General features: G+C 68.4%; 22 protein-coding genes and 4 tRNA genes. 14 read left to right on the top strand and 12 right to left on the bottom strand.

Going from position 1 to position 22,714, the window contains the following annotated elements; genetic code table 11:
- Positions 1-47: 47 nt before the first annotated feature.
- Both AC5L3X_RS00650 and AC5L3X_RS00645 read right to left on the bottom strand, forming a co-directional pair.
- Entirely contained in the window at positions 48-3,242 is a 3,195-nt protein-coding gene (locus tag AC5L3X_RS00650) for a DUF7824 domain-containing protein (RefSeq protein ID WP_494854326.1), read from the bottom strand.
- On the bottom strand, positions 3,239-4,570 hold the full coding sequence (locus AC5L3X_RS00645) for an SWIM zinc finger family protein (RefSeq protein WP_494854325.1): 1,332 nt from the start codon (positions 4,568-4,570) through the stop codon (positions 3,239-3,241). Before AC5L3X_RS00645 ends, AC5L3X_RS00650 begins: the two co-directional genes overlap by 4 nt.
- 108 nt (positions 4,571-4,678) lie before the next feature.
- On the opposite strand from AC5L3X_RS00645, the gene AC5L3X_RS00640 reads away from it, so the two are divergent.
- A complete protein-coding gene (locus tag AC5L3X_RS00640; RefSeq protein ID WP_494854323.1) occupies positions 4,679-5,032 on the top strand; it encodes a globin family protein in 354 nt (117 codons plus the stop codon).
- 147 nt (positions 5,033-5,179) lie between these two features.
- Here AC5L3X_RS00640 and AC5L3X_RS00635 read toward each other — a convergent pair whose 3' ends face one another.
- On the bottom strand, positions 5,180-5,605 hold the full coding sequence (locus AC5L3X_RS00635) for a hypothetical protein (RefSeq protein WP_494854321.1): 426 nt from the start codon (positions 5,603-5,605) through the stop codon (positions 5,180-5,182).
- 665 nt (positions 5,606-6,270) lie between these two features.
- Positions 6,271-6,981 carry a GbsR/MarR family transcriptional regulator gene (locus AC5L3X_RS00630; RefSeq protein WP_494854320.1) on the bottom strand — a complete coding sequence of 237 codons (711 nt, stop codon included), beginning with the start codon at positions 6,979-6,981 and terminating at the stop codon, positions 6,271-6,273.
- Positions 6,982-7,178: 197 nt separating this feature from the next.
- On the opposite strand from AC5L3X_RS00630, the gene AC5L3X_RS00625 reads away from it, so the two are divergent.
- From AC5L3X_RS00625 to AC5L3X_RS00615, 3 genes are all read left to right on the top strand, one after another.
- Positions 7,179-8,294, top strand: a complete 1,116-nt coding sequence (locus AC5L3X_RS00625) for a serine hydrolase domain-containing protein (protein WP_494854319.1) — start codon at positions 7,179-7,181, stop codon at positions 8,292-8,294.
- A gap of 156 nt (positions 8,295-8,450) precedes the next feature.
- Positions 8,451-8,657 carry a hypothetical protein gene (locus tag AC5L3X_RS00620; RefSeq protein ID WP_494854318.1) on the top strand — a complete coding sequence of 69 codons (207 nt, stop codon included), beginning with the start codon at positions 8,451-8,453 and terminating at the stop codon, positions 8,655-8,657.
- Between the two features lie 152 nt (positions 8,658-8,809).
- Complete coding sequence (locus AC5L3X_RS00615) at positions 8,810-9,373, top strand: hypothetical protein (RefSeq protein ID WP_494854317.1); 564 nt, start codon at positions 8,810-8,812, stop codon at positions 9,371-9,373.
- A gap of 127 nt (positions 9,374-9,500) precedes the next feature.
- Here the strand turns inward: AC5L3X_RS00615 and AC5L3X_RS00610 are convergent, their stop codons facing one another.
- Both AC5L3X_RS00610 and AC5L3X_RS00605 read right to left on the bottom strand, forming a co-directional pair.
- Positions 9,501-9,890, bottom strand: a complete 390-nt coding sequence (locus AC5L3X_RS00610) for a VOC family protein (protein ID WP_494854315.1) — start codon at positions 9,888-9,890, stop codon at positions 9,501-9,503.
- A gap of 139 nt (positions 9,891-10,029) precedes the next feature.
- A complete protein-coding gene (locus AC5L3X_RS00605; protein WP_494854314.1) occupies positions 10,030-11,037 on the bottom strand; it encodes a helix-turn-helix transcriptional regulator in 1,008 nt (335 codons plus the stop codon).
- A 104-nt stretch (positions 11,038-11,141) separates the two neighbouring features.
- Here AC5L3X_RS00605 and AC5L3X_RS00600 point away from each other — a divergent pair, with 104 nt between their 5' ends.
- Positions 11,142-11,987, top strand: coding sequence for an SDR family oxidoreductase (locus AC5L3X_RS00600; RefSeq protein ID WP_494854312.1), 846 nt, complete (start codon positions 11,142-11,144; stop codon positions 11,985-11,987).
- Positions 11,988-12,291: 304 nt separating this feature from the next.
- On the opposite strand, the gene AC5L3X_RS00595 is transcribed toward AC5L3X_RS00600, so the two are convergent.
- Both AC5L3X_RS00595 and AC5L3X_RS00590 read right to left on the bottom strand, forming a co-directional pair.
- Positions 12,292-12,367 (bottom strand) — tRNA-Lys (locus AC5L3X_RS00595).
- 58 nt (positions 12,368-12,425) lie between these two features.
- On the bottom strand, positions 12,426-13,580 hold the full coding sequence (locus tag AC5L3X_RS00590) for an acyl-CoA dehydrogenase family protein (RefSeq protein WP_494854311.1): 1,155 nt from the start codon (positions 13,578-13,580) through the stop codon (positions 12,426-12,428).
- 92 nt (positions 13,581-13,672) lie between these two features.
- Here AC5L3X_RS00590 and AC5L3X_RS00585 point away from each other — a divergent pair, with 92 nt between their 5' ends.
- Positions 13,673-13,972 carry a PspC domain-containing protein gene (locus tag AC5L3X_RS00585; protein ID WP_189121939.1) on the top strand — a complete coding sequence of 100 codons (300 nt, stop codon included), beginning with the start codon at positions 13,673-13,675 and terminating at the stop codon, positions 13,970-13,972.
- On the opposite strand, the gene AC5L3X_RS00580 is transcribed toward AC5L3X_RS00585, so the two are convergent.
- Both AC5L3X_RS00580 and AC5L3X_RS00575 read right to left on the bottom strand, forming a co-directional pair.
- Complete coding sequence (locus AC5L3X_RS00580; protein ID WP_494854309.1) at positions 13,973-15,262, bottom strand: MFS transporter; 1,290 nt, start codon at positions 15,260-15,262, stop codon at positions 13,973-13,975.
- Positions 15,263-15,371: 109 nt separating this feature from the next.
- Positions 15,372-15,722, bottom strand: a complete 351-nt coding sequence (locus tag AC5L3X_RS00575) for a metallopeptidase family protein (RefSeq protein ID WP_189121937.1) — start codon at positions 15,720-15,722, stop codon at positions 15,372-15,374.
- Between the two features lie 33 nt (positions 15,723-15,755).
- On the opposite strand from AC5L3X_RS00575, the gene AC5L3X_RS00570 reads away from it, so the two are divergent.
- The 5 genes from AC5L3X_RS00570 to AC5L3X_RS00550 all read left to right on the top strand — a co-directional run bounded on the left by AC5L3X_RS00570 (position 15,756) and on the right by AC5L3X_RS00550 (position 18,625).
- Complete coding sequence (locus AC5L3X_RS00570) at positions 15,756-17,315, top strand: metallophosphoesterase family protein (RefSeq protein WP_189121936.1); 1,560 nt, start codon at positions 15,756-15,758, stop codon at positions 17,313-17,315.
- Positions 17,316-17,388, top strand: a tRNA-Glu gene (locus AC5L3X_RS00565).
- 82 nt (positions 17,389-17,470) lie between these two features.
- Positions 17,471-17,545 (top strand) — tRNA-Asp (locus AC5L3X_RS00560).
- Positions 17,546-17,550: 5 nt separating this feature from the next.
- A tRNA-Phe gene (locus AC5L3X_RS00555) sits at positions 17,551-17,624 on the top strand.
- A 209-nt stretch (positions 17,625-17,833) separates the two neighbouring features.
- Positions 17,834-18,625 (top strand): hypothetical protein, encoded by a 792-nt coding sequence (locus AC5L3X_RS00550; RefSeq protein ID WP_494854308.1) that lies wholly within the window; start codon positions 17,834-17,836, stop codon positions 18,623-18,625.
- Between the two features lie 39 nt (positions 18,626-18,664).
- Here the strand turns inward: AC5L3X_RS00550 and AC5L3X_RS00545 are convergent, their stop codons facing one another.
- Positions 18,665-19,162 (bottom strand): site-specific integrase, encoded by a 498-nt coding sequence (locus AC5L3X_RS00545; RefSeq protein WP_494854307.1) that lies wholly within the window; start codon positions 19,160-19,162, stop codon positions 18,665-18,667.
- A gap of 110 nt (positions 19,163-19,272) precedes the next feature.
- Between AC5L3X_RS00545 and AC5L3X_RS00540 the strand changes: the two genes are divergently transcribed.
- Positions 19,273-19,749, top strand: a complete 477-nt coding sequence (locus tag AC5L3X_RS00540) for a hypothetical protein (RefSeq protein ID WP_494854305.1) — start codon at positions 19,273-19,275, stop codon at positions 19,747-19,749.
- A gap of 303 nt (positions 19,750-20,052) precedes the next feature.
- Here AC5L3X_RS00540 and AC5L3X_RS00535 read toward each other — a convergent pair whose 3' ends face one another.
- On the bottom strand, positions 20,053-21,423 hold the full coding sequence (locus tag AC5L3X_RS00535; RefSeq protein WP_494854303.1) for a M48 family metalloprotease: 1,371 nt from the start codon (positions 21,421-21,423) through the stop codon (positions 20,053-20,055).
- A 504-nt stretch (positions 21,424-21,927) separates the two neighbouring features.
- Here AC5L3X_RS00535 and AC5L3X_RS00530 point away from each other — a divergent pair.
- The gene (locus tag AC5L3X_RS00530; protein WP_355046286.1) at positions 21,928-22,188 is read left to right on the top strand and encodes a type II toxin-antitoxin system Phd/YefM family antitoxin; all 261 of its coding nucleotides are present in this window, start codon (positions 21,928-21,930) and stop codon (positions 22,186-22,188) included.
- On the top strand, positions 22,173-22,580 hold the full coding sequence (locus tag AC5L3X_RS00525) for a PIN domain-containing protein (protein WP_494854302.1): 408 nt from the start codon (positions 22,173-22,175) through the stop codon (positions 22,578-22,580). The genes AC5L3X_RS00530 and AC5L3X_RS00525 overlap by 16 nt, the downstream gene beginning before the upstream one ends.
- Positions 22,581-22,714 lie beyond the last annotated feature (134 nt).

Below are 22,714 nucleotides of genomic sequence, written 5' to 3'. Positions count from 1 at the left end.
CCAGGACTCGTACCATCGACGGCCGGCAGCGGGCCATGTGGGCCAGGCTATGACGCGGCTCCGGTGAGCTGGGCGTGAAGGCGCTTGCACTCGTGGACGAAGCGGATCGTCCGGCGGCTCCGCGCGAACTCGGCGACGACCGGGATCTCTCCGCGCGCGCTGGCCCAGCGTGCCACGTCGGCGGCGAAGGCGACGAGTTCGGCGTGGGTCACGGTGATGCGCTGCCCCTCGCCCGGCAGCATCCCGGGCAGCAGGGCGCGCAGGATGCGCCACACCTCGTGGTGGCCGCCGGCGTCGGCCAGCTCGGTCAGGGCCGCGATGGCAGGGCGGGTCTCCCGCCAGGTGCGGCGCAGCACCAGCGCGAGCTGCCGGCCGATCGCCTCGGCGGGCAGCTCGCTCCTGGCGGCCATGCTCAGGACCAGTGGGATCACGCCGGGCACGCTGTCGGCCAGCAGAATGGCGAGGATCACCGCCGTGGACTCGCCCATCGGGCCCTGGGCGATCTCCAGGCCGGTGATCTCCGTGGGCCTCACCCACGCGCCCCAGTGATCGCGCAGCAGGAAGGGCAGGAAGTTGACGGCCACGACCTCGCGGTGCGAGGGCAGCATGGCGGGCCACGCCCCGAGCGTGCCGCCGAACTCGGCCGTCCAATCGAACGGCTGACGCAGCAGCACCTCGTCGATCAGCCGATGGCCGGTCGGGGCCGTCACCCGCAGCAGGGGCTGCAGCCTGACCTCGGTGAAGTGCTCCGGTTCGCCGTCGCCGAACTCGACCATGGACGCACCCACCATGTGGCGCCACACGTGGCCGCACTCGGGGTCGGTCATGCCGCCACCTGCGAGCCAGCGCGCGGCCGAGCGCGCCGCCTCCGAGTCGACCTTGGCGGCCCGGTCGGCCGCGGCCTGGTGGCTGCCCCGGGGCAACCGCAGCAGCGCCTGCGCGAGGTCGGCAGGGGGCGGCTCCACCCCGGCGGCGGCGCAGGTTTCCAGCCGGTCGACCAGCACGTCGGGGTCGAGGTGACCGCTCATCCAGGTCGGCGTGGCCAGCAGCACCGGCGGCAGGGTGCCGTTGCGGAGGGCCTCGGCGAGCTCCGCGTAGCGGTGCAGCAGGAAGTCGTGGGGCGGGGAGACGCGATTGGGGTGGGGCAGCTGGTTGCGCCGCCGCCACTCGTCGTGCTCGGGCAGCTGCTTGGGGAGGAAGGAACGCAGCCGGGGCGGGACGAAGACGACGGTCACTTCCACGAGCGGCTCGCTTGGGCCTGGCGGGGGCACCTGCTCCTTCGCCCGCATCGCCGCGATCCGGGCGGGGTCCACGCCGAGCTCGGCCATGCGCTCGTAGACGCGGTCGAGGATGAAGTACGGCATGGCCTCCACGGAGTCGTCGTACAAGACGCCGGGCTTCGTCCGCACCGGACGGAGGTGATCCGGCAGCCTGTCGTCGCAGATCTCCTCGTCCGCGTAATGACACGGCTGCTCGACGTCGGTGGGGGAGTCGTTCAGGTGGATCCGGCCGTTGGTGAAGGGGATCTGCCGGTCGCCCTCGTGGGCCACCGCCCCGTCCGGGCCGTCGTCGCTGGTCCAGGTGATGAAGAAGGCGCGCAGCGGAGTGTCGTCGTCGAGGTAGCGGCCAGGCCGGAAGGCGCCGCCTATGGTGATCCGCCGGGGTCTCGGCTCCGGGTCGGGCTCCTCGCCACGGGTGAGGGCGCGTACTCGCACCCTGTGGTTCGCGTCGTCCCAGAACTTCTTCGGTCCGATCGGTGGCAGCTCCGGCACGCTTCCGGGAGTGACGAGCTCGGCGGACAGCGCCGACTGCCAGTCGTCGGGGTCGATGCGCACCTCCTTGGACCGCCAGTAACCCTGGTCCTGCTCGACGTGGGGCTTGAGCTTGCTGCGCAGTTTCGCCCGGTCGTCGGCGATCCCGGCGACGAAGGCCGCCAGCCAGCGCTCCTGGCCGATCCAACGCTCGTGGTAGTCGGGGAAGATCGACGGCTCGGGGAACCTCCGCGCCTCCGGCGGCTCGGGCAGCGGCGGGAACTCCTTCTGCTCCAGCAGTTCGTCGACCGGGGCCTCCCCGCCGAACTGCTCGGCCAGCTTCGCGCCCAGGTCGGCGGGGAGGTGGCGGACGCCGTCGAGGATCGCCTCGCTGTGGTCGGCGAACAGCTCGGCGTACTTCAGGGTCAACTCGGCCGCGCGGTTGCGCACGTCGAACGACTTGTGCGCGTACGCCGTGGTCAGCGCGGTCACGAAATCGGCGGCCGCCTCGGGCGTGGCCCGGATCGCCTGGCCGAGCCAGCGCAGGCCCGTGGCGGCGAGCTTGGCCTCGTCCCGGAAGGTGAGCGCGTCGACCGCCTCGACCAGGTCTGCGTGGTCGAGCGGCATCGCCCCGCGCACCTGCCCGGCGGCCAGCTCGGCGACCGTGCCCGGAGCAGACGGCAACAGCCGCAGGTAGTCGCGCAGGCGGGGAGCGGACTCCGCGGGCGTGGGAGCGAGGAGCGTGTGCAGCCGGACGAAGAACCGCAGGTCCTGCGCCTCGCCGCCGCGCAGGAAACGGCTCACGCAACCGTCGAGCACCTGCTGTCTGGGCAGCTCGCGGGCGGCGGCGGTCAGCCAGCGGGTCGGCCGGGGCTCCAGCCGCTCGTCACGGAGGGCGCGGCCGGCGCCGTCGGCGTCGAAGACACGAGGCAGCAGCACGGGGGTCAACGGGTCAGCGGCCACGCTCGGCGCGGCCAGCCAGGCGGCCACCAGCGGGTCGTGGTCGGGCGGCACGGCGCCGGACTCACGCAGCAGCGCCACGGCCAGCGGCGCGATGCGGTCGGCGGGACGGCGCACCCGCTGGGCCAGCCGGACCGCGACATCACGACGCCACTCCCGGGGACGGCTGGCCGCCACCCGGCACACCTGGGCGACGTTGAGGTCCTCGGCCCAGCGGCGGTTGACGTCGCGGGCGGTCATCCACGTCACGGCGGCCGCCGGGCCGGTGATGACGCCGACACCGGTCAGCAGCAGCGCGCCGGCAAGTCTGTCGAGCAGTTCGCCGACCTCCCAGGAGGCCATCTCCTCGAAGTCGTCGGGATGATCGGCGCGTACCTGCTCAGTGAGGGTGCGGCGCAGCTCCTTGACGAGGCCGGGCAACCGCCCGCCCAGCTCGGCGCGCTCCTCTTCAGTGAGCGTGACCAGCCGGTCGGTCAGGCGGGTGACCTGGTTACGGGTGACCAGATCACAGATCTCCGTCCAGAGGGTCATCGGGAGAAGACCTCCACGGCGGCGCGGGCGACGATCCGGGCGGCCAGCACGTGTTTGCACGGCCCTCGGGAGCCGCGATGGTCCCACCACCACTCGCAGGTGCAGGAGCCGTCGGCCAGCGAGACCCGGCGCGCGCCGCCCGAGGTGCGGACGGTGGCCAGCTCGCCTTCGAGGTGCACGGCGCCCGCGTCGACGAGCTTGCGCGCCTTGGCCAGCCGCGGGTTGAGCAGGATCACGTTGTCCTTGTCATAGGGCAGCTCACGGTGGAAGTGGGCGGCCTCCGACAGGTCGTAGCCGACCCGGCCGGCGACGCCGAGCTGCGTCAACGCGGCCCGCACCCGGTCGGCGGGCATGCCCGCGCGGTCGGCCAGCAGGCCGATCTCGACCTCGGGCTCGAAGTTGAGCAGCATGCCCACCACGTCGGCGTCGTTCTCGGCCTCGTCGGTGGCCAGGTCGTCGAGCACCGCGCCCTCGCCGGAGAAACCGCGCCAGCGCTCGGGCGAGAGGGTGAGCGTGTAGCGCATGCCGGGAAGCTCCAGCTCCCAGGCGCTGGAGGCGGCGTCGGCCGGGCCGTACACCCGGAGGGACTTCGCGAAGCGCAGCAGCGGCAGGAGGGTGCCGAGCCGGTTGGGGCCGGCGAGCTGGACCGAGCCCGGAACCTGACGGTCTGAGACCTTCAGCTCCCGCCCTGCCTGCGCCACCCACACCGTGCCCTTCTTGGGCAGCCCGCGCAGAAACCGCACCGCCGCCATGCCGGCCAGATCACCGCGCTGGTCCATGCCCGAGGCGATGACCTGCACCTCGGCGAAGCCGCGTAACCAGCGCTCGGGCAGCGGCACCTTCTTCTCCACCACTGCGCCATCCATCGTGGTCACGACCAGCTCGTCGAGCCCGACCCCCAGGTGCAACGGGTCACGCGCGCCGATGCGCGCCAGCGCCTCGCGGAGCGGCGCGTTCACGTCGACGTTGGTGGTGCCCCGGTCGAACACCTCGCCGTCGAGCGCGCCGTTCAGCAGATCAAGCCGGGCGTACACGCCGCCACAGGCCGAGAACGACTCGAACCGCAACCGGTCGCCATTGCACGTCACCACCGGGTCGCGCACCCAGCCGGGCCGCGCCTGCGGCTGGTGGTAGCGGGCCAGCGCCACGTCGGCGACGCCGAGCAGGGCCGCCGCGGCGGGGGCCGCCTGGGTCACCACGCCGCTGAAGAACCGGGGGGCCACGGCCGGCCCGGACAGGGCCCGCCCGCCTGAGGTCGCCAATCCGAGACGACCGTCGACAAGAGAGGAAGGCGCGGCGTATGTGTACGCCTGCGTCGCTGAAGTCATGGCCGGGACGTTAGATCGCCCCACCGACAAAACCGTTCGAGCGGCTCACCGAGGTGTTCTACGGCCACGTGCGTCAAGGATGACCTGCTTGTCCCGCTCTTCGCCCACATGGACGCACGGCACCCGAGGTTCGTGGCCCTGTGGCTGGGCGAGGTGTTCGGCGGCCCTGACCGCTACACGAGCGAGCGCGGCGGCTACCGGCACATGCTCGCCCAGCATCTCGCCCAGCATCTCGGCAAGCACATCGGGGAGGAGCAGCGCCGCCGGTGGGTGAGCGTGCTGATGGACGCCGCCGACGAGGTGGGGCTGCCCGGCGACCCCGAGTTCCGGGCCGCCTTCGCGAGCTACATCGAGTGGGGCACCCGCCTTCCCGTGCAGAACTCCCCGCCCGGCGCGACGCCGCCCACCGAGGCGCCGGTGCCGCGCTGGGGCTGGGGCGCCGCCCCGCCGTACCTGCCTTGAAGCGGGAACGGCGATTGAGCAGGACCAGTGAATCGGCAGGCGATGGCTCCGTGGTCAGAAAGGTGACCACGGAGCTTTTACGGCGAGTGCCCATGAAGGCAGACCCGACCACGGAACGACTGTTTCCACCGCGACAGCAGCTATCCGTTACGAGCAGGGGGCGGTCCAGTAGAACCCGTCGTTCGGGTCGTCGTCACGCTCCTCATACTGGAAGTTTTCGTTCGACATCCAGCCGTGGGTGGAGGTCCCCGCCACTCTCACGTACCACCACGTGTTGCCGTAGTCGTTGGACATATAGCAGTGGAGATAAATGTACGTACCCTGGCTGAGATTGGTGACGTTGCCGCACGAGGCGTACGGCGCCACCTTGAGGTTGTAGGACCCCAGCATCCTCCCGGCGCCGTCGCCGTTGTAGAGGTGCGGAGGGCTCACGCAGCTGACCTGTGCCGTCAGCTCCGCCTGCGCCGCCGGGTCCCCCGGGTCCGCCTTGGCCGCCGGTGCCGTCACCGCCGCGACAGAGAACGCGACAGCCGCGGCGGCCGCGAGAGTGGTGAACTTCGATCGAGTGCGCATGCTGATCGTTCCTTTCGTCGATTTTCCATCCAGAGAATTCCGAATAAACGAATTTTCCGTGCATTCCTGGACGATGTCGCGTGAACCACGTCCAAGAATTCAAGCATGTACGCGTAGCTTCCATCGGACTCCGCACTCGTGTTGACGTGCACATACTTGTTGTTCGTATTGGAGGCGGCGACCGAGTCTTCGGCGGAAGCCCCCTTTCCTTGCGCGAGGAGGCGGAAAAGCGCAGGTAAGAACATCTCATGGCGCCTCCGATATCGATGTCTAGACCACCGCCAGAGAACCGTCCGGATTCGAGTGGCGACAAGTATCTGCGTTTGCCTGCCGGCGGCCATTTCAAACACGATCCTGGATAAGGCGAAGGGCGCCTTATCGAGTGATCGACTCATGGTTGGGGATCGTAGTCACGGTGGGTATAGCGGGGGTATATCGCGGGTTCATCCAACGAATCACCCATACAGAGGCGCGCATGAGCAGCCGGATCCGATCGCCGGTCACGCCGTTCTGGAATGGAGTCCCGTCGCGGGGCGGTGACCGGTCTACTCCTGGGCGAGGATGCGGGCAACCGGCAGCCGCTGGATCACGTTCTGGCCCAATTTATGACCGAGGACGTACCGCTGCTGGGGCGGGAGCTCCGCGGTTGGGCCGACGCGCCTTGGCTATTGGTCACCGAAGCCTTCGCGTACGCGCTCGGCCGCGCGGATCATGTCGTTGCTGAGGTGCTGGAGGAGCCGGCCCATCGTTTTCAGCCGGGCGCCGGCGGGGGTGGTGAGGCCAAGGGCTTCGGCTCCGCTATTGGCCACCTCGGCGAGCTGGGCGTTCTTGTGGGCGCTGGCCAGCCACGATTGGTACCAGATGTCGCCGTCGATGACGTAGCGATCTCGGCGCCGCCGGGGATCGCGCTCCCGCCGGATCAGCTGCTGCTGTTCGAGCTGGGCGACGGCCTTGGAGATGGACGCCGGGCTGACCTGAAGCCGCTGGACGAGCTCAGCGGCGGTGAGGCTGCCGCTGTCGGTGGTGTAGAGACCGGCGAGCACCCGGGCGGTCATGTGCGGCAGGCCGCTGTCCACCAGCATTGCGGTGAACTGCTCCGCCAGCTTCCTGATCGTCTCCGGGTCTCGCCCGAGCTCGTCGCTGGCGGCCGGCGCCGGGCGGGGCGCGGCGGCCTTGGTGCGGCGGGCCCGGACCGCGGTCGCGTGGTGGGCGAGGTCCGCTTGGTAGCCGCAGGGCCCGCCGTTGCGGATCACCTCGCGGGTGATGGTGGAGATCGGGCGCTCGAGGCGCCTGGCGATCTCGGTGTAGGTGAGCCTGTCGGCCAGCCCGCTGGCGATGTCCCGGCGCTCCTCGTACGTCAGCCTGCCGCCTGGCATCGGTGCCGTGCCCCCTCCCGTCGGACGACCAGTATTGCGTTCGCAGACATATCATTGCAAATTTGTTTTGCATTCGCTTGCATTGTCATTGCAAAATGCAGCATCAGTATGCAGGTTTATATTGACCAAATACTAAAAGCAAAGTAGCTTTCCTCTTGGCTAAACACGTACTATCTCGTTTAGAGAAGGGGTTCGGCGTGATCACATCCCTCTTTCTCGCCGTGACGATGGCGGCGAGTCCTCCCCAGGTGCAGGTCGCGCTCGATCGGGCCGTGTCCGAGAGTGGTGCGCCCGGCATCGCAGCCGAGGTACGCGACGGGCGCGAGCGATGGTTCGGCTCGGCGGGATTCTCCAACACAGAGACGGCTCGCGAACGCCGGCCGGACGAGCGCTTCAGGATCGGCAGCGCCACGAAGGCGTTCACGGCTACCTTGGTGCTGCAGCTGGCCGGCGAGGGCAAGCTGAGCCTGGACGACCGCGTGCAGCGCTGGCTGCCGGGGCTGGTGCACGGCAATGGTTACGACGGCGGCCAGATCACCGTCCGGCAGTTGCTCAACCACACCAGCGGGATCTTCAACTACGGCAATGACGAGGAGTTCTTCGCCAAAGGGCAGGGCGCCGCGTGGTTCGAGCACCGATACGACACCGTCACGCCTGAGGAACTGGTGAAGGTCGCACTGCGCAACCCGCCGTACTTCGCGCCGGGCGAGGGTTTCGCCTACTCCAACACCAACTACATCCTGGCCGCCATGATCGTCGAGAAGGCGACGGGCAGGACCTTCGGCCACGAGGTGACCCGGCGGATCATCCGGCCATTGCGGCTGACCGGAACCTACCTGCCCGGAACGGAGGCGAAGATCCGAGGCCCGCATCCTGTGCACTACTCCACGCTGTTCTCCCAGGAGCCCGACCCGACGATCCACGACGCCAGCGACATGAACCAATCCGCCGCATGGTCGGCCGGCGGCCTGGTTTCGACCGTCGGTGACCTCAACCGGTTCTTCGGCGCGCTGCTGGGCGGTCGGCTGCTGCCCGCCGCCCAGCAGAAGGAGATGTTCACCACCGTCGAGACCAAGGGCGGGCCCGCGTGGATCCCCGACACCCGCTACGGGCTCGGCGTCTTCACCCAGAAGCTGCCGTGCGGCCTGTGGGTGTGGGGCAACGCCGGGGCGACTTACGGGTCGTGGACGTACGCCATGGGGTCGCGTGACGGCAAGCACCTGCTCACCACCGAGATCAACGGCGACTGGAGCGGCCTGAGCGTCTTCACTGACGTCCTGTCGGCCGAGTTCTGCCCGAACAGGCCCCGATGAGCGCGCCCACCACCCTCTCGCTCGGCCTGACCCACCAGGTCACTTGCGCCTGACCTGGCACGCGGCTTCATGCTGTTACTGATCGCCCTCTCGCACTCGGCGGCTACGGGCTCACTCTGCTGGTGCTCGCCCCCTTTCGTCCGCGCTCGAGAGTCGGTGCTGTGGTGGACGAGCATCCTGACGCTCCTCCCCGCCACCTTCCTGCTGGCCTGGCAGAGCGGCCGCCCAGGCCGACCCATCGACCCCGAATGGCACCTGCCGCTGCTGCGCCGCATCGCCGTGCTCGGCATCGGCATGGCCGCCGCCGTCGGGCTCGCCGCGGCCGGAATCCAGCGCTGCCGCACTCGCACACATCCAACGTGAGCGCGCCGGGGGGAGGCACACACCTGCCTACGGCAGCGCCCATCTGCCTATGAAGGCGCGGGCTCTGGACCAAGCTCATGCGGCTCGGCCACGATGAGGGCATGACGAAGAGTGGATCAGCGCAGCCGTCGAGCGCGGGTTCAGGAGCGGGCTTGCCCTTGAACTGGCAGGCTGTAAGCGCTCTGGCGGCTGCGGTTGCCGCCGTGGTCGCGCTGATCGCCTACCTGGCGCCGCCGGCCCCGCCTCCGCAGCCCCAGCCCGACGCGGCAGCCCCCACCCCGGCCACGCAGTCATCGTCATCAGATCCGGTCACCACCCGGCCCGCACCGCCGACCCCGAGTCCATCGCGTGAGTCCAGCCCGCCCCAGTCGCCGATGCCGAGCTCCACGCGCGCGGCTCCGGCTTCCTCCGAACCGCTGTCAGCGGTACGCCCCGGCGGCTGCGATGCGGCGGCGGCGGCGCTGACCGCCTACCGCCAGAACGCCGGGAGTGTCCGCAGCAGCCAGGCGGCCGCGGCTCAGCAGACGTACCGCGACCTGATGGGCGCGGGCCTCGACGCGCAAGGAGTGGTGGGCGCGAAGATCAGTCGGCTGGCCGCCGAATTCCAGGAACTGAACTTCCGCTTGACCGGCATGACCGGCGGCGATCCCAACCAGGTGATCGCGGACATCAATACAGACGTCGCGGAGCTCAACAGGCTGTGCGGATCCCTCTGACCCGACGACACGTCGCAACCGGACTGGCACGCGACGGCGGCGATTACCGTTCAACCTGCAGAAACAGGATCACCGCGAAGGACGGCTCGTACACCAACGTGGCGGCTGACCCATGGCCAGGGCCAGATCAGGCCTGGTCGGTCCAGACGAAGCCCTTGTTACGACACAGGCAGAAGGGGTGGCCGATCGGGTCGGTGTAGACCCGCCAGCCGTAGCCGTTGGGGCCGATGAAATCCTGCTGCAGCGTCGCGCCGAGATCGAGAACGCGGCGCTGCTCGGGCTCGATCTCGTCCACCTCGAAGTCGAGGTGGAACTGCTTGGGGTGCTCGCTGTCGGGCCACTGCGGAGCGCGGTAGTCATCCACCCGGATGAAGGCCAGCTCGACCTCGCCGAACTCGATGCCGGCCCATTCCTCGTGGCTGCCTTCCTTGATCGGGCGGCCCGTCACCTCAGAGTAGAAGGCCGCCAGCTTCATCGTGTCCGGGCAGTCGATGATGAAATCAGTGAGTCGCAGCATCTCGCGATCTTGTCACAAGATCTCTGATAGCGGCTCTTAGGTGAACCGGTACTCGAGCATGAGCGCTCCTCACGCGTAGACAGCAAGCCCTACACGGGTGTGATAGCTGTGAGCACCGTAACGGCCTGGCGAGTCGGCTTCAGCGCGGGTCGGCGGCGAAGGCGAAGGCTGCGGCCCGGTCCCGCAGCAGGGCGGCGAGCTCGGGGGAGTCGATGACCTCGAAGGGCCATCGCATCCAGAGCAGGCCGCCGGCGAGGACCTCGAGACGTGCGTCGGCGATGCGCCAGTGTGTCGCTGCTTGACCGGTGGCGGTCGTCGTCGGGGAGAAGTCCGCGGCGAAGCCACCCATGTACGCCTGTACCTGGTCTATCGGTGCGTGGATCAGGATCGTCGCTGTGTGTCTTCGAGGCGGGGCGCCGAGCTGGCTGGTGACGAACGCGACCGGGTCGCCTCCGGGGACCTCCTGCGGCTCGAAGCGCACGCCCGTCGCTGATGCTCGCGTGATCCGATCGACGCGCAACACCCGCCAGCCACGGTCGAGGTCGCGGCACACGAGGAACCACCGGGTCTGCCGGGGCACCAGGGCAGCAGGCTCGACGTGGCGCGGGGACTCCCGTCCAGCGTCGGAACCCCCGGTGCTCATCACGCGCAGCTGGACCCGCTCCGCATCCCGGCACGCCAGCGCCAGGACTGCCAGCACGTCGGCGTTCATCGGAGCCGGATACGCGCCGGCCACCGCGTTCGGCGTGTCGCCGAGGGCGACCGAGGAACGCAGCGCCCGCACCCGCCGACGCACCGCCGAGGGCATCACCTGCTCCATTTTGGCCAGGGCGGTGAGCGCGACCTCGCCACCGCCGGCAGCGCCGTTGGCGGCCGACGAGGCGAGGGCGGCGGCCACGGCTAGTGCCTCATCCGGGGTGAACACCAGTGGCGGCAGGTCGCTGCCTGTGGACAGTCGGTAGCCCCCGTCGGGGCCACGACGGGCCTCGATGTGATAGCCGAGGCCCCGCAGCCGCTCCACGTCCCGCCGGAGAGTGCGGCCGTCGACGCCGAGGCGGTCGGCGAGCTCGCCGCCGCTCCAGGACCGGCGGGCCTGCAGCAGCTCCAGCAGGCGCAGCGCCCGCTCTGTCGTGCTCTGTTCCGGCATACTCCTCAAGTCTAGGAGAAATACGGACAGGAAATGACCTAAACCTTCCTTAGGTTGGCGTTCAAGCCGGACGGACCGGCACTACTTCCCTAAGGTGAGCCATCTTGACCATCCTTGTTACCGGTGCGACCGGCACCGTTGGTCGTCACCTCGTCACGACCCTGCTCGCCCGTGGCGTTGCCGTACGTGCGCTGACCCGCAAGCCCGATGACGCAGACCTGCCGGCCGGGGTCGAGGTCGTCGCCGGTGACCTGGCCGACGCCACCACGGTCGGGTCGCAGGTGTTCGACGGTGTCGATCGCGCCTTCGTCTTCCCTGCTCAGGGCGTCGACGCGTTCGTCACCGCGGCCATCGCCCACGGCGTCCATCGCTTCACCGTGTTGTCCTCCCTGGCTGCTGCGAAGGAGTTCCAGCGCGACCACGGCTCGGCGAGCCAGCTCCACCACACCGAGGTCGAGGCCGCCGTGACCGGCCGCACCGATGCCTGGACGATTCTGCGGCCCGGCACCTTCGCCAACAACCTGCTCTCCTGGGCCTGGCAGATCCGTTCCGGCGCACCGATCCGGGCGCCCTACCTGGCATCGGCTCAGGCCCCGATCCACGAGTACGACGTCGCCGAGGCCGCCGCCGAGACCCTGCTCTCCGACAATCAGGTGGGTGAGGCGATCCCGCTCACCGGCCCGCAAGCCCTGACCCGCTCCGAGCAGGTGGCGATCATAGGCGAGGCCCTGGGACGGGAAATCCCGCTAGTGGAGATCACGCCCGAGGAGTTCCGCACCGAGACCGCACGGTTCATCCCCGAGCCCGTGATGAAGATGCTGCTCGACTACTGGCACGACACCCTCACCGTCCCCGACGTCCCCCGTCCCGTCACCGTAGTGACCGGGCGGCCAGGCCGCACTCTGGCAGAATGGGCCGCCGACCACCGAGCCGACTTCGAGGCGGCCTGACGGGACCGGGCAGACGCGATGGTCGGGCAGGAGCCGCCGAAACCGAATCCTCCTGGCCTGTGGTGCTTAGCCTCGGACGGTCATGAAGCCTCCCGGCCACAGCCAGATCGCACTGACCATGAACACGTACGCGCCCGTGCTTCCCGATATCGAGCGGGCGGCAATTGACGCGGCCGCCGAGCAACTCTTCGGATCTTCGGGACGACCAAGGGCCGGACTCCCCGCAGCGGGGAGTCCGGCCCTCTTGGCTGTAAAAGGTGGCTGTACAACCTCGTCAAACAAGACCAATGAGAGGTGTTCTTGCTGGTAGGGCGCCCGGGGCTCGAACCCGGAACCTACGGATTAAAAGTCCGCAGCTCTGCCAATTGAGCTAACGCCCCCTGCAACAGCAAGGGTACAGAGATTACCGCCCTCCACGCGACGCACTTCCCGCCCCCCTCAGCGGTAAGCGGACAGCCCGGTCAGCGCCTCGCCCAGCACCAGTGTGTGGATCTCCTGGGTGCCCTCGTAGGTCAGCACACTCTCCAGATTGTTCATGTGCCTGATCACAGGGTACTCCAGCGTGATCCCGTTGCCCCCGAGGATCGATCGGGCCTGCCGCGCGATGTCCAGGGCCGCCCGCACATTGGCCAGCTTGCCGAAGCTGATCTGCCGCGGCTCCAACCGCCCCGAGTCCTTCAGCTGCCCCAGGTGCAACGCGGTCAGCCCGGCCTGGGCCGCTCCGACGTACATCCACGCCAGCTTCTCCTGCGTGAGCTGGAACGCCCCGATCGGCTTGTCGAACTGCACCCGCGTCTTGGCGTACGACACCGCGGCCTCCAGGCACGCACGGGCGGCGCCCACAACACCCCAGAGGATCCCGAAACGCGCCTCCGACAGGCACGACAGCGGCCCCTTCAGCCCGGAGACACCGGGCAGCACCGCGGACGCCGGGAGCCGGACGTCGTCGAAGTAGAGGGAGGAGGTGACGGATGCCCTGAGGGACAGCTTCTTGTGGATCTCAGGGGCGGAGAATCCCGGGCTGTCGGTGGGCACGACGAAGCCGCGGACCCCGTCGTCGGTCTGCGCCCACACCACGGCCACGTCGGCGATGGAGCCGTTGGTGATCCACATCTTGGAGCCGTTGAGCACCCAGTCGGAGCCGTCGCGCTTGGCGTGGGTGCGCATCTTGGAGGGGTCGGAGCCGTGGTCGGGCTCGGTGAGGCCGAAGCAGCCGATCGCCTCGCCGGACGCCATACGGGGCAGCCACTCGTCCTTCTGCTCGTCGGAGCCGTACCGCCAGATGGGGAACATCGCCAGCGAGCCCTGCACCGACACGAACGACCGCAGGCCCGAGTCGGCGGCCTCCAGCTCGCGGCAGGCCACGCCGTACGAGATGGCGTCCGTGCCCGCGCAGCCGTAGCCCTCCAGGTGCATGCCGAGCAGGCCGAGCGCGCCGAGCTCGGGCGCGAGCTCGCGCGCCGGGAAGGTGGCCTCCTCGAACCAGTCGCCCACGTACGGCAGGACGCGGTCGGCGACGAAGGCGCTGACCGTGTCGCGGATCAGCCTCTGGTCACCGCTGAGCCGGTCGTCGAGGCGCAGCAGGTCGTCCATCGCGGGTCCTCTCCTCGAATTAGGGGGCTACCAGGGTTGTACCAGGGGCAATCCTGATGTGCGAACACCGGGTCCAGGGGCAGTCTTGAAGCATGAACGAACAGAACATCAAGCACCTGCGCAGGACCCACAACGGCCGGATCATCGCCGGTGTCTGCTCGGGCATCGGCGACTACGTCGGCATCGACGCCAACCTCATCCGCATCGGACTCGCCATCGCGACGCTGTTCGGCGGCGTCGGGATCGGTGTGTACGCGATCGCCTGGCTGCTCCTGCCCGAGGAGGGCAAGGACACCTCGATCGTCCAGGACCTGATCAGCAAGCAGCAGGCCAAGTCCACCTGGCAGGGCAGCACCGACACATGGAATGACGAGCAGAAGCCGCAGCAGTGATCAGGCGGGGGCCTGCGCGCCGCCTCGGGCGGCGGTGCCCTCCTCACGGGACTCGGTCCAGATCATGGCGAGCACGGCCGCGCACGTCACCCCCATGACGCCGGCCAGCGCGACCACGGGCTCTGGGCCGAGTCTCTCGGCGGCCAGCCCGCCGGCCAGGATGCCGATGCCCTGCGCGGCCATCAACCCCGCGTGCACGAGACCGAACGCCTGGCCGCGCCGCTCGGGGGGCACCCGCTGAACGAACGCGGCGTTGGCGGCCAACTGGTAGGCCCCGCCGATGCCCGAGACGACCCACGCCACCAGCACCACGGCGAGCGGTGGCCGCATCGCCGTCACGATCAGCGGCAGGCAGCTGAGCATGGCCAGCCAGCCCATCATCCGCAGCCGCCCCGACGGTGACACGAACCTGCTGAACACGAACGCCCCCAGCACCGTCCCCATCGGCATCGCGGCCATCAACAGTCCCGTGATCACCGGAACGGGCAGCGTGCCCGTGTAGAGCTTGGCGGCGTAGGGCGCGGCGAGGCCCTCGGGCAGGATGTAGAAGCCGCACAGCCAGGCGAACAGCACGAGCGTGCGCAGCTTCCGGTCACCGAAGACCAGCCGCGCTCCCGCCCTCGTCATCGCCCACATGGACGGCTTGGCCCCGTCTCCTCCGCTCGCGGCCGGCCGCCGTCGTACACCTATGATCAGGATCAGCGCCGACAACAGGAACGTGGCAGCGTCGAGCGCGAGGGCCCGGTAGGGGCCGATGGTGGCGATCATCGCGCCGCCCGCCGCGAAGCCCAGCATCTGAACGGCCTGGTTCGTCATGTTCTGCAACGCGGAGCCGGCGACGTAGCGGTCGCCTTCCAGGATCTCCGGCAGCAGCGCCGCGCGAGCGGCCGAGAACGGCGCGCTGAGCAGCACCACGAAGAACACCAGCGCGCAGAGCACCAGGAACGGCACGCCGGGCAGCGCCATCACGGCGACGAGCGCGGCACGGACCAGGTCGCAGACGAGCATGACGCCCCTGCGCGCGAACCGGTCGGCCAGCCCCGCCAGCAGCGGGCCGCCGAGGATGGACGGCAGGTAGGTCAGCGCGTAGACCGACGCGGTCGCGAGCGCCGATCCGGTGCGGTCGTAGACGAGCACGGCCAGCGCCACCTGGGCGAGCTGGTCGCCCAGCAGCGACAGGCTCTGGCCGTACCAGAGTGCGCGAAACTCCCTGATGGCGATGACCTCGCCATAGGTGGCTTGACGTTCCAGATCACGGCGATGCCGCCCGGGCAGCCGTCGCGTCCGCATGGCCCCCATTGGACTCCGCTGTGCCTGACTCAGAGTGTTCGGTATGTCACCTAAGGTGCCTGAACACTTGGCAGGCCGCAACCCAAAGCAGTCAACCCGCTGCAAGCGGTTACCAGCCCAGCTCGTGCAGCCTGTCATCGTCGATGCCGAAGTGGTGACCGACCTCATGGACGACGGTGATCCGCACCTCGTCGACCACATCGGCTTCGGTATCGCAGATCTGGCATATCGGATTGCGGTAGATCTCGATCCGGTCGGGCAGAACTCCCGAGTACCAGTCGCCGCGTTCGGTGAGGGGGACGCCGGTGTACAGACCCAACAGGTGGGGTTCGGGCGGGTCGTCGACCACCGTGACGACGACATTGCTCATCGCGCGGGTCAGCTTTGGCGGGATCGTGTCCAACGCCTCGGCCACGAGCTCCTCGAACTTCTCCCGCGAAACCTCAATCACCTTAACCATTCTGCCCCGCTGGTCAGGTAAGCAAGAAACTGTATGAAGTTCGTCGACAGGTTGACCGCCGTTGTCCAGTCCCGCCTGGCCAGAGCACTGGTCGTGCTCCTCGTCGCCGCCGTCGGCGCGTGGCTGGGCATCTTCCTCAGTGGCACGCTCAGCACCCAGGTGGGCCCCGTCGAGACCGGTATGTCGCTCCGCCCCGCCTGGGACGGCGAGACCGTCGTCGACGCCAGCCCCCTCGGCACGCTCACGTTCAACACCCACGACGCGCCGCTCCGGCTCCGGATCACGCTCGAGAACATCGACCAGGAACGTGCCAAGACCCTCTTCGAGGACCCGCGCCTGGCCGACCGGCTCCCCGAGATCATCGAACGCGACCTGCTCGACGGCACGCGTGCCCTGATCATCCGCTCGCTCCTGTGCGCGGGCGCGGGCGCGCTGATCGCCGTCCTCATGGTGTTCCGGCGCCCGCGCGTCGCGCTGCTCGGCCTGGTGGCCGCCTCCGTGGCGCTCGCCGCCACCGGCGCGCTCGCCGCCCTCACCTTCCGCCCGAACTCCCTGGTCGAGCCCCGCTACACCGGCCTGGTCGCCGCCGCGCCGTCCCTGGTCGGCAGCGCCGAGTCGATCGTGACCAAGTTCGAGTCGTACCGGTCGCAGCTCACCAAGCTCGTGACGAACGTCTCCAAGCTGTACGACACGGTCTCCACCCTGCCCGTGTACGACGCCGACCCGCGATCCATCCGAGTCCTGCACGTCTCCGACATCCACATCAACCCGATCGCCTGGAACGTCATCCGGTCCCTGAAGGAACAGTTCGCCGTCGACCTGATCATCGACACGGGCGACATCTCCGACCACGGCACCAAGGCGGAGAACAAGTTCGTCGAGGAGATCAGCCGCCTCGGCGTGCCGTACGTCTTCGTCCGCGGCAACCACGACTCGAAGGTCACCCAGAAGGCGGTCGCCGCCCAGAAGAACGCCATCGTCCTGGACGACAAGACCGAGACGGTGGCCGGCCTCAAGATCTACGGCCTCGGTGATCCGCGTTTCACTCCCGACAAGACGACCGCGGTCGACTCGAACCCCGAGGCGCTGGCCCAGTTCGGCCGCTCCCATCTCGGCAGCCTGGACGAACCCGACCTCGTCGCCGTCCACGACTCCCTGATCGGTCGCGGCTTCTCGGGCGCGACCCCCATGGTCCTGGCCGGCCACGCCCACGCCCGTTCCACCAGCGTGCTGCCCAGCGGCACCCGCGTGCTCGTCCAGGGCTCCACCGGCGGCGCCGGCCTGCGGGCCCTCGAACACGCCGAACCCACCCCCGTACAGGCCTCGGTTCTGTACTTCGACAAGGAGACCAAACGCCTCCAGGCCTGGGACGACATCACGCTCGGCGGGCTGGGGGAGCAGTCGGCGTACATCCAGCGTCACGTGGAGGAGAACCCGGGACGTATGATTTCTCCAGAGCCATCGAGCGCCCCGTCGCCAACGGGATCCGTGAGTGGCACGCCAACGCCGGCCGCCGGTCCGCCACTTTGGCATCAGGGGCGATCGTCCCCTATGCTTCAGAGGTCTCCGACGGAAGGCGACCGGGAATCCTAAGCCCCCATCGTCTAGCGGCCTAGGACACCGCCCTTTCAAGGCGGCGGCACGGGTTCGAATCCCGTTGGGGGCACGGCGAAGCGTCTAGCGCCACTAGGAAAACGGTAGGTCGAAGACCTCCGGAAGACTGGTAAGCTAAGCGAGTCGCAAAGCAAGGTCCTGTAGAGCAGTTTGGAGTGCTCGCCACCCTGTCAAGGTGGAGGTCGCGGGTTCAAGTCCCGTCAGGACCGCTTCTGGTCAGGTAGCTCAGTTGGTACGAGCGTCCGCCTGAAAAGCGGAAGGTCGGCGGTTCGACCCCGCCCCTGACCACTTCAACTGACCAGCAAAGATGCCCCGAAGCGAAGATTGCTCCGGGGCGTTTTCGCGTCTGTGACAGCAACGTCGCCACCTCCGCTGCTCGGTGCCATGGCAGGCTGACACTCGTGTGGTTACTTCCTTGGCCTGTGGCGAAAGATTCGGATCATGGCACAGTGTTGCCCACGACGCTTCGGACCGTTCGCGCCGTTGACACCGCCACGATGATCGAGTTGCTGCGCGAAACCTCACACTCTGCCCAGTCGCAGGCCGTCGAACTGCTGGCTCACCTCGCGCCGGGAGGAACGCACTATGTGATCCCTTGGCCACGTAAGTCGTGGGATGTGCCCGCCGAAGGCTGTATTTCTGCGGTCATGGTGCTCAGGATGAACGACGGTGCGCTTATCAGGAGCGGTCTTAGCAGGTCTGTACCGATGCCGCGTTTCCAGCAGCTTCCCAAGACGCTGTCACGGTGGGAGGAGTATCAGACAGCGCGGCGCGCCAGGGGCATAAGGCGGGACTTCCACGTGTGGACCCGTGATCACCGGCACGACCACAGTTGCCAGCACCTGCGTTGCGTTGAAGAACGTGAAGGCCACTGCTCCTGCTTCACTTTTCTGGAAGACATGCGGACAGCGCGTGACCGGCCGGCCGGGTTGGAACGTGGTTCGGCGCAGGAGGCCGTCAGGGTCTTGATGGCCAGGGGGTTCGTTGAGCTTCGAGCCGGCAGTCACCTCGTGAAGCGCGCATTGGCTGCTGGGGAAACGGACACGGCGCTGAGTCATCTGGAGCACATGCGCATGATCGCGGACGTGTGTCACAACCTTCCGCAGGATTTCTTCCCCAAGAGGCGCAAGGCCCGTGAGCGGAACGCCATCGAGAGCCTCCGATTCCACTTGCGGGAGCTTGATCCCGACGATCGTGCTGCTCAGTGGGTCGTGCGGCAGCTGAAAGATCAGGGGTTCAACTATGCTCGTGTTCTCCGAGATCGGACCACATGGAAGCACGCTCGGTAACGGTGTCACTGAGCGTGCTGACCAGCCTGGAAGGGCTGGCTATCCGAGGGCATCGCCCAGCTTGCGCAGGGCGGTGCGCTTGTCGTCGAGGGAGTCGTGGGCGTAGATCGTCATGGTGACCTCGATGTCGCTGTGGCCGACGATGTCACGGACGATCTGGGGTGGGACGCCGAGGTTGAGCAGGAGCGTCACGCAGGTGTCGCGGAGGTCGTGGAACCTCATCTCGCCGAGGCCGGCGGCCTCTCGGATGGCCGCTCCCCAGCTTCGCCGTAGGTTGTCTGGCTCCATCGGTGTCCCGCAGCAGGAAGGGAAGAGGAGACCTTGTTCCGTCCACTCCTCCCAACGGTCGGAACGTTCGGGGAACAGCTTCCTTAGGTGCTCCCGAAGAGCCTCCACGCAGATGGGCGGCAGCGGGACGGTCCGCTCCGAGTCGGAGGTCTTCGGACGGACGAACTGGAAACGGCCCGCGACCCGCTGGAGGCTCTGAACCACTTCCAGGTTGCCGGTCTCAAAGTCGACGTCTGTCCAGCGAAGCAAAGTACATTAATTGCCGGCAACTACCGCACCGACCCTCATTCCCTGGCGACACCTACCGGCCGGCGAGCGACGGTTAGCCTGGAGACCGCCAACGAGGAGCGGCACCGAACATGAGCGACACGCCTTCCGCCGGCAGCCGCTACGTTCCCGGGATGGTCGGCGTGTTCCTCGTCCTCGCCACCGCGTTAACGTTCGTCTGGGCGACCGGTTCATGGCTCAGCAAGATGTTCGACTGGACGTACCAGGGCTTCTCGTCGGCGTCCCTCCTCCAGCTCGCGGGCTACTTTATCGGCGGTGCGCTGAAATACTTCGCGATCTTCGCCTGGCCCGTGCTGCTCGCCCAGATCGGGCGGGCGCTGTCCCGGCGGCGGTACGCGGCCATGAGCGGTGTCCTGCTGGGCGCCGGGCTCACCACCTTCGCCCTGACGTTATGGCTGCGTGGCGACACCCCGGTCACGACCTGGCCGCACTGGCTCCTGTTGGGAGCGGCGCTGCACGGGACGCTCGCCGGACTCGCTGGGCTCGGTCACTGCACCTATCTCGCCCGGAAAGCACGAAAGGCAGGAAAACCGGAGAATTCCCCCTGACTGGTCCCGCCCCTGTGCCCTTCACCTCAGCCCAATCGGCTGGATGCGGCCTCCCCTCATCCGCCGCCTACGAACCCACGGCTGACCAGCGCCGCGAGCACGCCGGATTCCCCTGAACAAACTCCGGATCGCCTCGGCGACCCAGCAACCCCGCCGACCAGCGATGGCGCGACACGGCACTTACTGTCCCCCGACGAGCGCGCGAGCTCTAACAACTGATCTGCCGCGAGTTCACACGGAAGTGGTCGGTCCAGGCCGTGACAATCGCTGACCGCGGTGCCCATCGACCGTAGATGGGGACGCCTACGTGTCTGCCGCGATTTCTGCGGCGAGCGCGGCCACGTCCACCCGAGCTCCATCCGGGGCGATCAGGAGGCGGCGCGCGAGCGGGTGCGCGTAGGCGTGGCCGCGCTTCCGCAGCTCGCGGTGGAGTACGGGGAAGATCACGCACACGGCGCGATCCCTGTGGGAGCACAACCAGGTGAGGTGTTCCCAGGCGAGCTCGCTGGCTCGTCTGGCACGGGCGACGTCCACGACGTCCTGGAACGTCGCGTCCCTTTGGCCGAGCAGGGCGGCGACGGCGGCCAACACATCAACGCGCTCCCGCTCCAATACGCCGTCCCAGACCCGGTCGGGCACCTCACGCAGTGGCACGGCCCGAACGGCCGGACGGGCCAGCAGTTCGCGCATGCAGGCCCTTGCCAGCCGCCTCTCGACCTTCTCCGGCAACCCTTCGGACAGCACCGCCGATCCAGCGCCTTCTGCTCGAACCCCGATCGCATCGGCGGCAGGGTGCTCCTTCAAGACAGCGCCGATCCCGGTGGCAGCGGCATTGGCGCCGGTGTAGGCGGTGATGTTGGTGGCGACGGTGGTGGGTGCCTCGCCGGCGAGAGCGGCGATTCTGATGGTGGTGGAGCCGGGGCGGTCGTCCTCGGCGACGGAGCGGGCGAAGGCCGTCAGGAGGCCGTCGTGGCGCGCCTTCCAGCGCCAGCCTGCGTACAGATCGGGCGGGAAGCCGCGCGACTCCGCTGCCGTAACGCCGTACCGTACGGCGAACCAGGTGAACGAATTGGTGATCAGGCTGCCGCGGAGCAGAGCCGACACGGTGGCCGGCATCCCGGCCACGCGGGCCGCGGCGGCGTCAGCGCTCCGGAACATGTCGACCAGGACGGCCTCGACCTCGGCCGGCAACGGCCGTCCGCGCCGTATGTCCGTCATCCACCACCTGTGCACGGCGTCGCCGAGCGGGGACCTGCGTAGGGCGAGCAGGGCGAGCTCGTGCGCGACCACGGCACGTAGTTCGTCGCGCTCCATCTCGGTCAGGTACGGCAGGCCCAGCCGTAGCTCGTTCCGCCAGGGAGCGACCCGCAAGGCCAGCGCGTCGGGATACGCCCACACGTACACTCTCACCGGCCGACGCAGTCTCAGTTCGGCGGCCACCTCGGCGATCAGCCGGTGCAGTTCCTCGTCATCCAGCGGCACCCGCGACTCGTCCGGATCCACCAACTGGAACGCCGCGGCCACCCCACCCGCGACCAGCCCGGCTGCCACAGCGGGAAGGAGAGCCGGAACGAGCGCGGCCACGACCGCCGCCATGGCGATCCCGACCGCCACCGGCACCAACCACCGCCGCGCCCACGCCGGCACGAGCAACTGCGGCCGCGCCTTCATCACTACCCAGAGCGCACGCAGCCGCGGAGCGGAGAGGCGCTCTTCCTCAGCACGCTAGGGAGGATGGAGACGGGCAGGCAAGGCCACACGCTCCCGACCGAGCCGCTCATCTCCCTCAGAGGCAACACCACGACCGCCACACTGTCTTCTACCCTCAAGAGGCCGGACTTGCCGCGGCTCCCTTCGTCCGGGGCCTGCGGCAGGGTACGGCGGGTTTCGTGACGGATCCGCTGACGGCAACGTCGGTCACCAAGCTCACACGAAGAGCACTGCGAACGACTGGCTGGCTCCTGGAAGGGGGCGGGGACCACGGTGATTGCTACACCTGAAAAGCGGAAGGTCGGCGGTTCGACCCCGCCCCTGACCACCTCAACTGACCACCTCAACTGACCAGCCAGGATGCCCCGTAGCGATCATCGCTTCGGCGCCTTTTTGGTGTCCGCTGACATGGACGGCCGTCATCGGTTCGGCCGGCTCATCCTCCATGGATCAGATAATCTGATATCTATGAAGGTGATGACTGCCACTGAGGCGTCTCGAAGCTTTGCGACGGTGCTCGACGAGGCCGAGCGCGGGGAAACAATTGTGGTGACTCGCGGTGGGAAGCAGATCGCTGTGATCGGACCTGCACCGACAGCGCCGGGGCGTATGGTCAAGGCGTTTCTGGCAAGCAGAGCGGGAACGTTGGACGCCGATTTCGAAGCTGACGTGGCGGCGGCCCGCGAGGCGATCGACAACGAGATGAGGGGCACATGGCCCGACGCCTGATCCTTGACACCGGTGTGCTCATCGCGGCCGAGCGAGGCAAGGCATCCGTTGACGCGGTGATAGGAGACGCCGATGATGTTGCGATCTCGGCGATCACTGTGGCCGAGCTGCTCGTCGGCGTGGAGCTGGCCGATGTGGCACGACGGCCCGATCGGCAGACCTTTGTGGACCAAGTTCTCGCGTTGATCCCTGTTGAGGAGTACACGACGGACGTCGCCAGAGTCCACGCCCGTCTGATGGCGCATGTCCGACGAGAGGGCAAGTCGCGGGGCGCGTACGATCTGCTGATCGCGGCTACGGCCGCGGCCACCGCGAGAACGGTGCTGACGATGGACGCGTCAGCCGCGTTCGACGATCTCCCCGGCGTGAACGCTCAGGTAGTTCCCCGCTGAACGCCGACGGCAACCCTGACGGCAACGTTCATCACCGTAGCCATACGTGAGGCGCCGTTGACGGCCTTCGACCTCCAGGCCGCGGTATGTCAGCAGGGCGATCGCCACACCTGAAAAGCGGAAGATCGGCGGTT

Source organism: Nonomuraea sp. CX421 (genome assembly GCF_059358955.1).
This window is presented reverse-complemented; position numbering and strand designations above follow the sequence as displayed.

What these genes read in the sequence shown, in the direction of transcription:
- AC5L3X_RS00650 (WP_494854326.1), bottom strand. Translation starts at nt 3,242, where the DNA reads ATGACCCTCTGGACGGAGATCTGTGATCTGGTCACCCGTAACCAGGTC.
- AC5L3X_RS00645 (WP_494854325.1), bottom strand. Translation starts at nt 4,570, where the DNA reads ATGACTTCAGCGACGCAGGCGTACACATACGCCGCGCCTTCCTCTCTT.
- AC5L3X_RS00640 (WP_494854323.1), top strand. Translation starts at nt 4,679, where the DNA reads ATGGACGCACGGCACCCGAGGTTCGTGGCCCTGTGGCTGGGCGAGGTG.
- AC5L3X_RS00635 (WP_494854321.1), bottom strand. Translation starts at nt 5,605, where the DNA reads ATGCGCACTCGATCGAAGTTCACCACTCTCGCGGCCGCCGCGGCTGTC.
- AC5L3X_RS00630 (WP_494854320.1), bottom strand. Translation starts at nt 6,981, where the DNA reads ATGCCAGGCGGCAGGCTGACGTACGAGGAGCGCCGGGACATCGCCAGC.
- AC5L3X_RS00610 (WP_494854315.1), bottom strand. Translation starts at nt 9,890, where the DNA reads ATGCTGCGACTCACTGATTTCATCATCGACTGCCCGGACACGATGAAG.
- AC5L3X_RS00605 (WP_494854314.1), bottom strand. Translation starts at nt 11,037, where the DNA reads ATGCCGGAACAGAGCACGACAGAGCGGGCGCTGCGCCTGCTGGAGCTG.
- AC5L3X_RS00590 (WP_494854311.1), bottom strand. Translation starts at nt 13,580, where the DNA reads ATGGACGACCTGCTGCGCCTCGACGACCGGCTCAGCGGTGACCAGAGG.
- AC5L3X_RS00585 (WP_189121939.1), top strand. Translation starts at nt 13,673, where the DNA reads ATGAACGAACAGAACATCAAGCACCTGCGCAGGACCCACAACGGCCGG.
- AC5L3X_RS00580 (WP_494854309.1), bottom strand. Translation starts at nt 15,262, where the DNA reads ATGCGGACGCGACGGCTGCCCGGGCGGCATCGCCGTGATCTGGAACGT.
- AC5L3X_RS00575 (WP_189121937.1), bottom strand. Translation starts at nt 15,722, where the DNA reads ATGGTTAAGGTGATTGAGGTTTCGCGGGAGAAGTTCGAGGAGCTCGTG.
- AC5L3X_RS00570 (WP_189121936.1), top strand. Translation starts at nt 15,756, where the DNA reads ATGAAGTTCGTCGACAGGTTGACCGCCGTTGTCCAGTCCCGCCTGGCC.
- AC5L3X_RS00550 (WP_494854308.1), top strand. Translation starts at nt 17,834, where the DNA reads ATGATCGAGTTGCTGCGCGAAACCTCACACTCTGCCCAGTCGCAGGCC.
- AC5L3X_RS00540 (WP_494854305.1), top strand. Translation starts at nt 19,273, where the DNA reads ATGAGCGACACGCCTTCCGCCGGCAGCCGCTACGTTCCCGGGATGGTC.
- AC5L3X_RS00530 (WP_355046286.1), top strand. Translation starts at nt 21,928, where the DNA reads ATGAAGGTGATGACTGCCACTGAGGCGTCTCGAAGCTTTGCGACGGTG.
- AC5L3X_RS00525 (WP_494854302.1), top strand. Translation starts at nt 22,173, where the DNA reads ATGGCCCGACGCCTGATCCTTGACACCGGTGTGCTCATCGCGGCCGAG.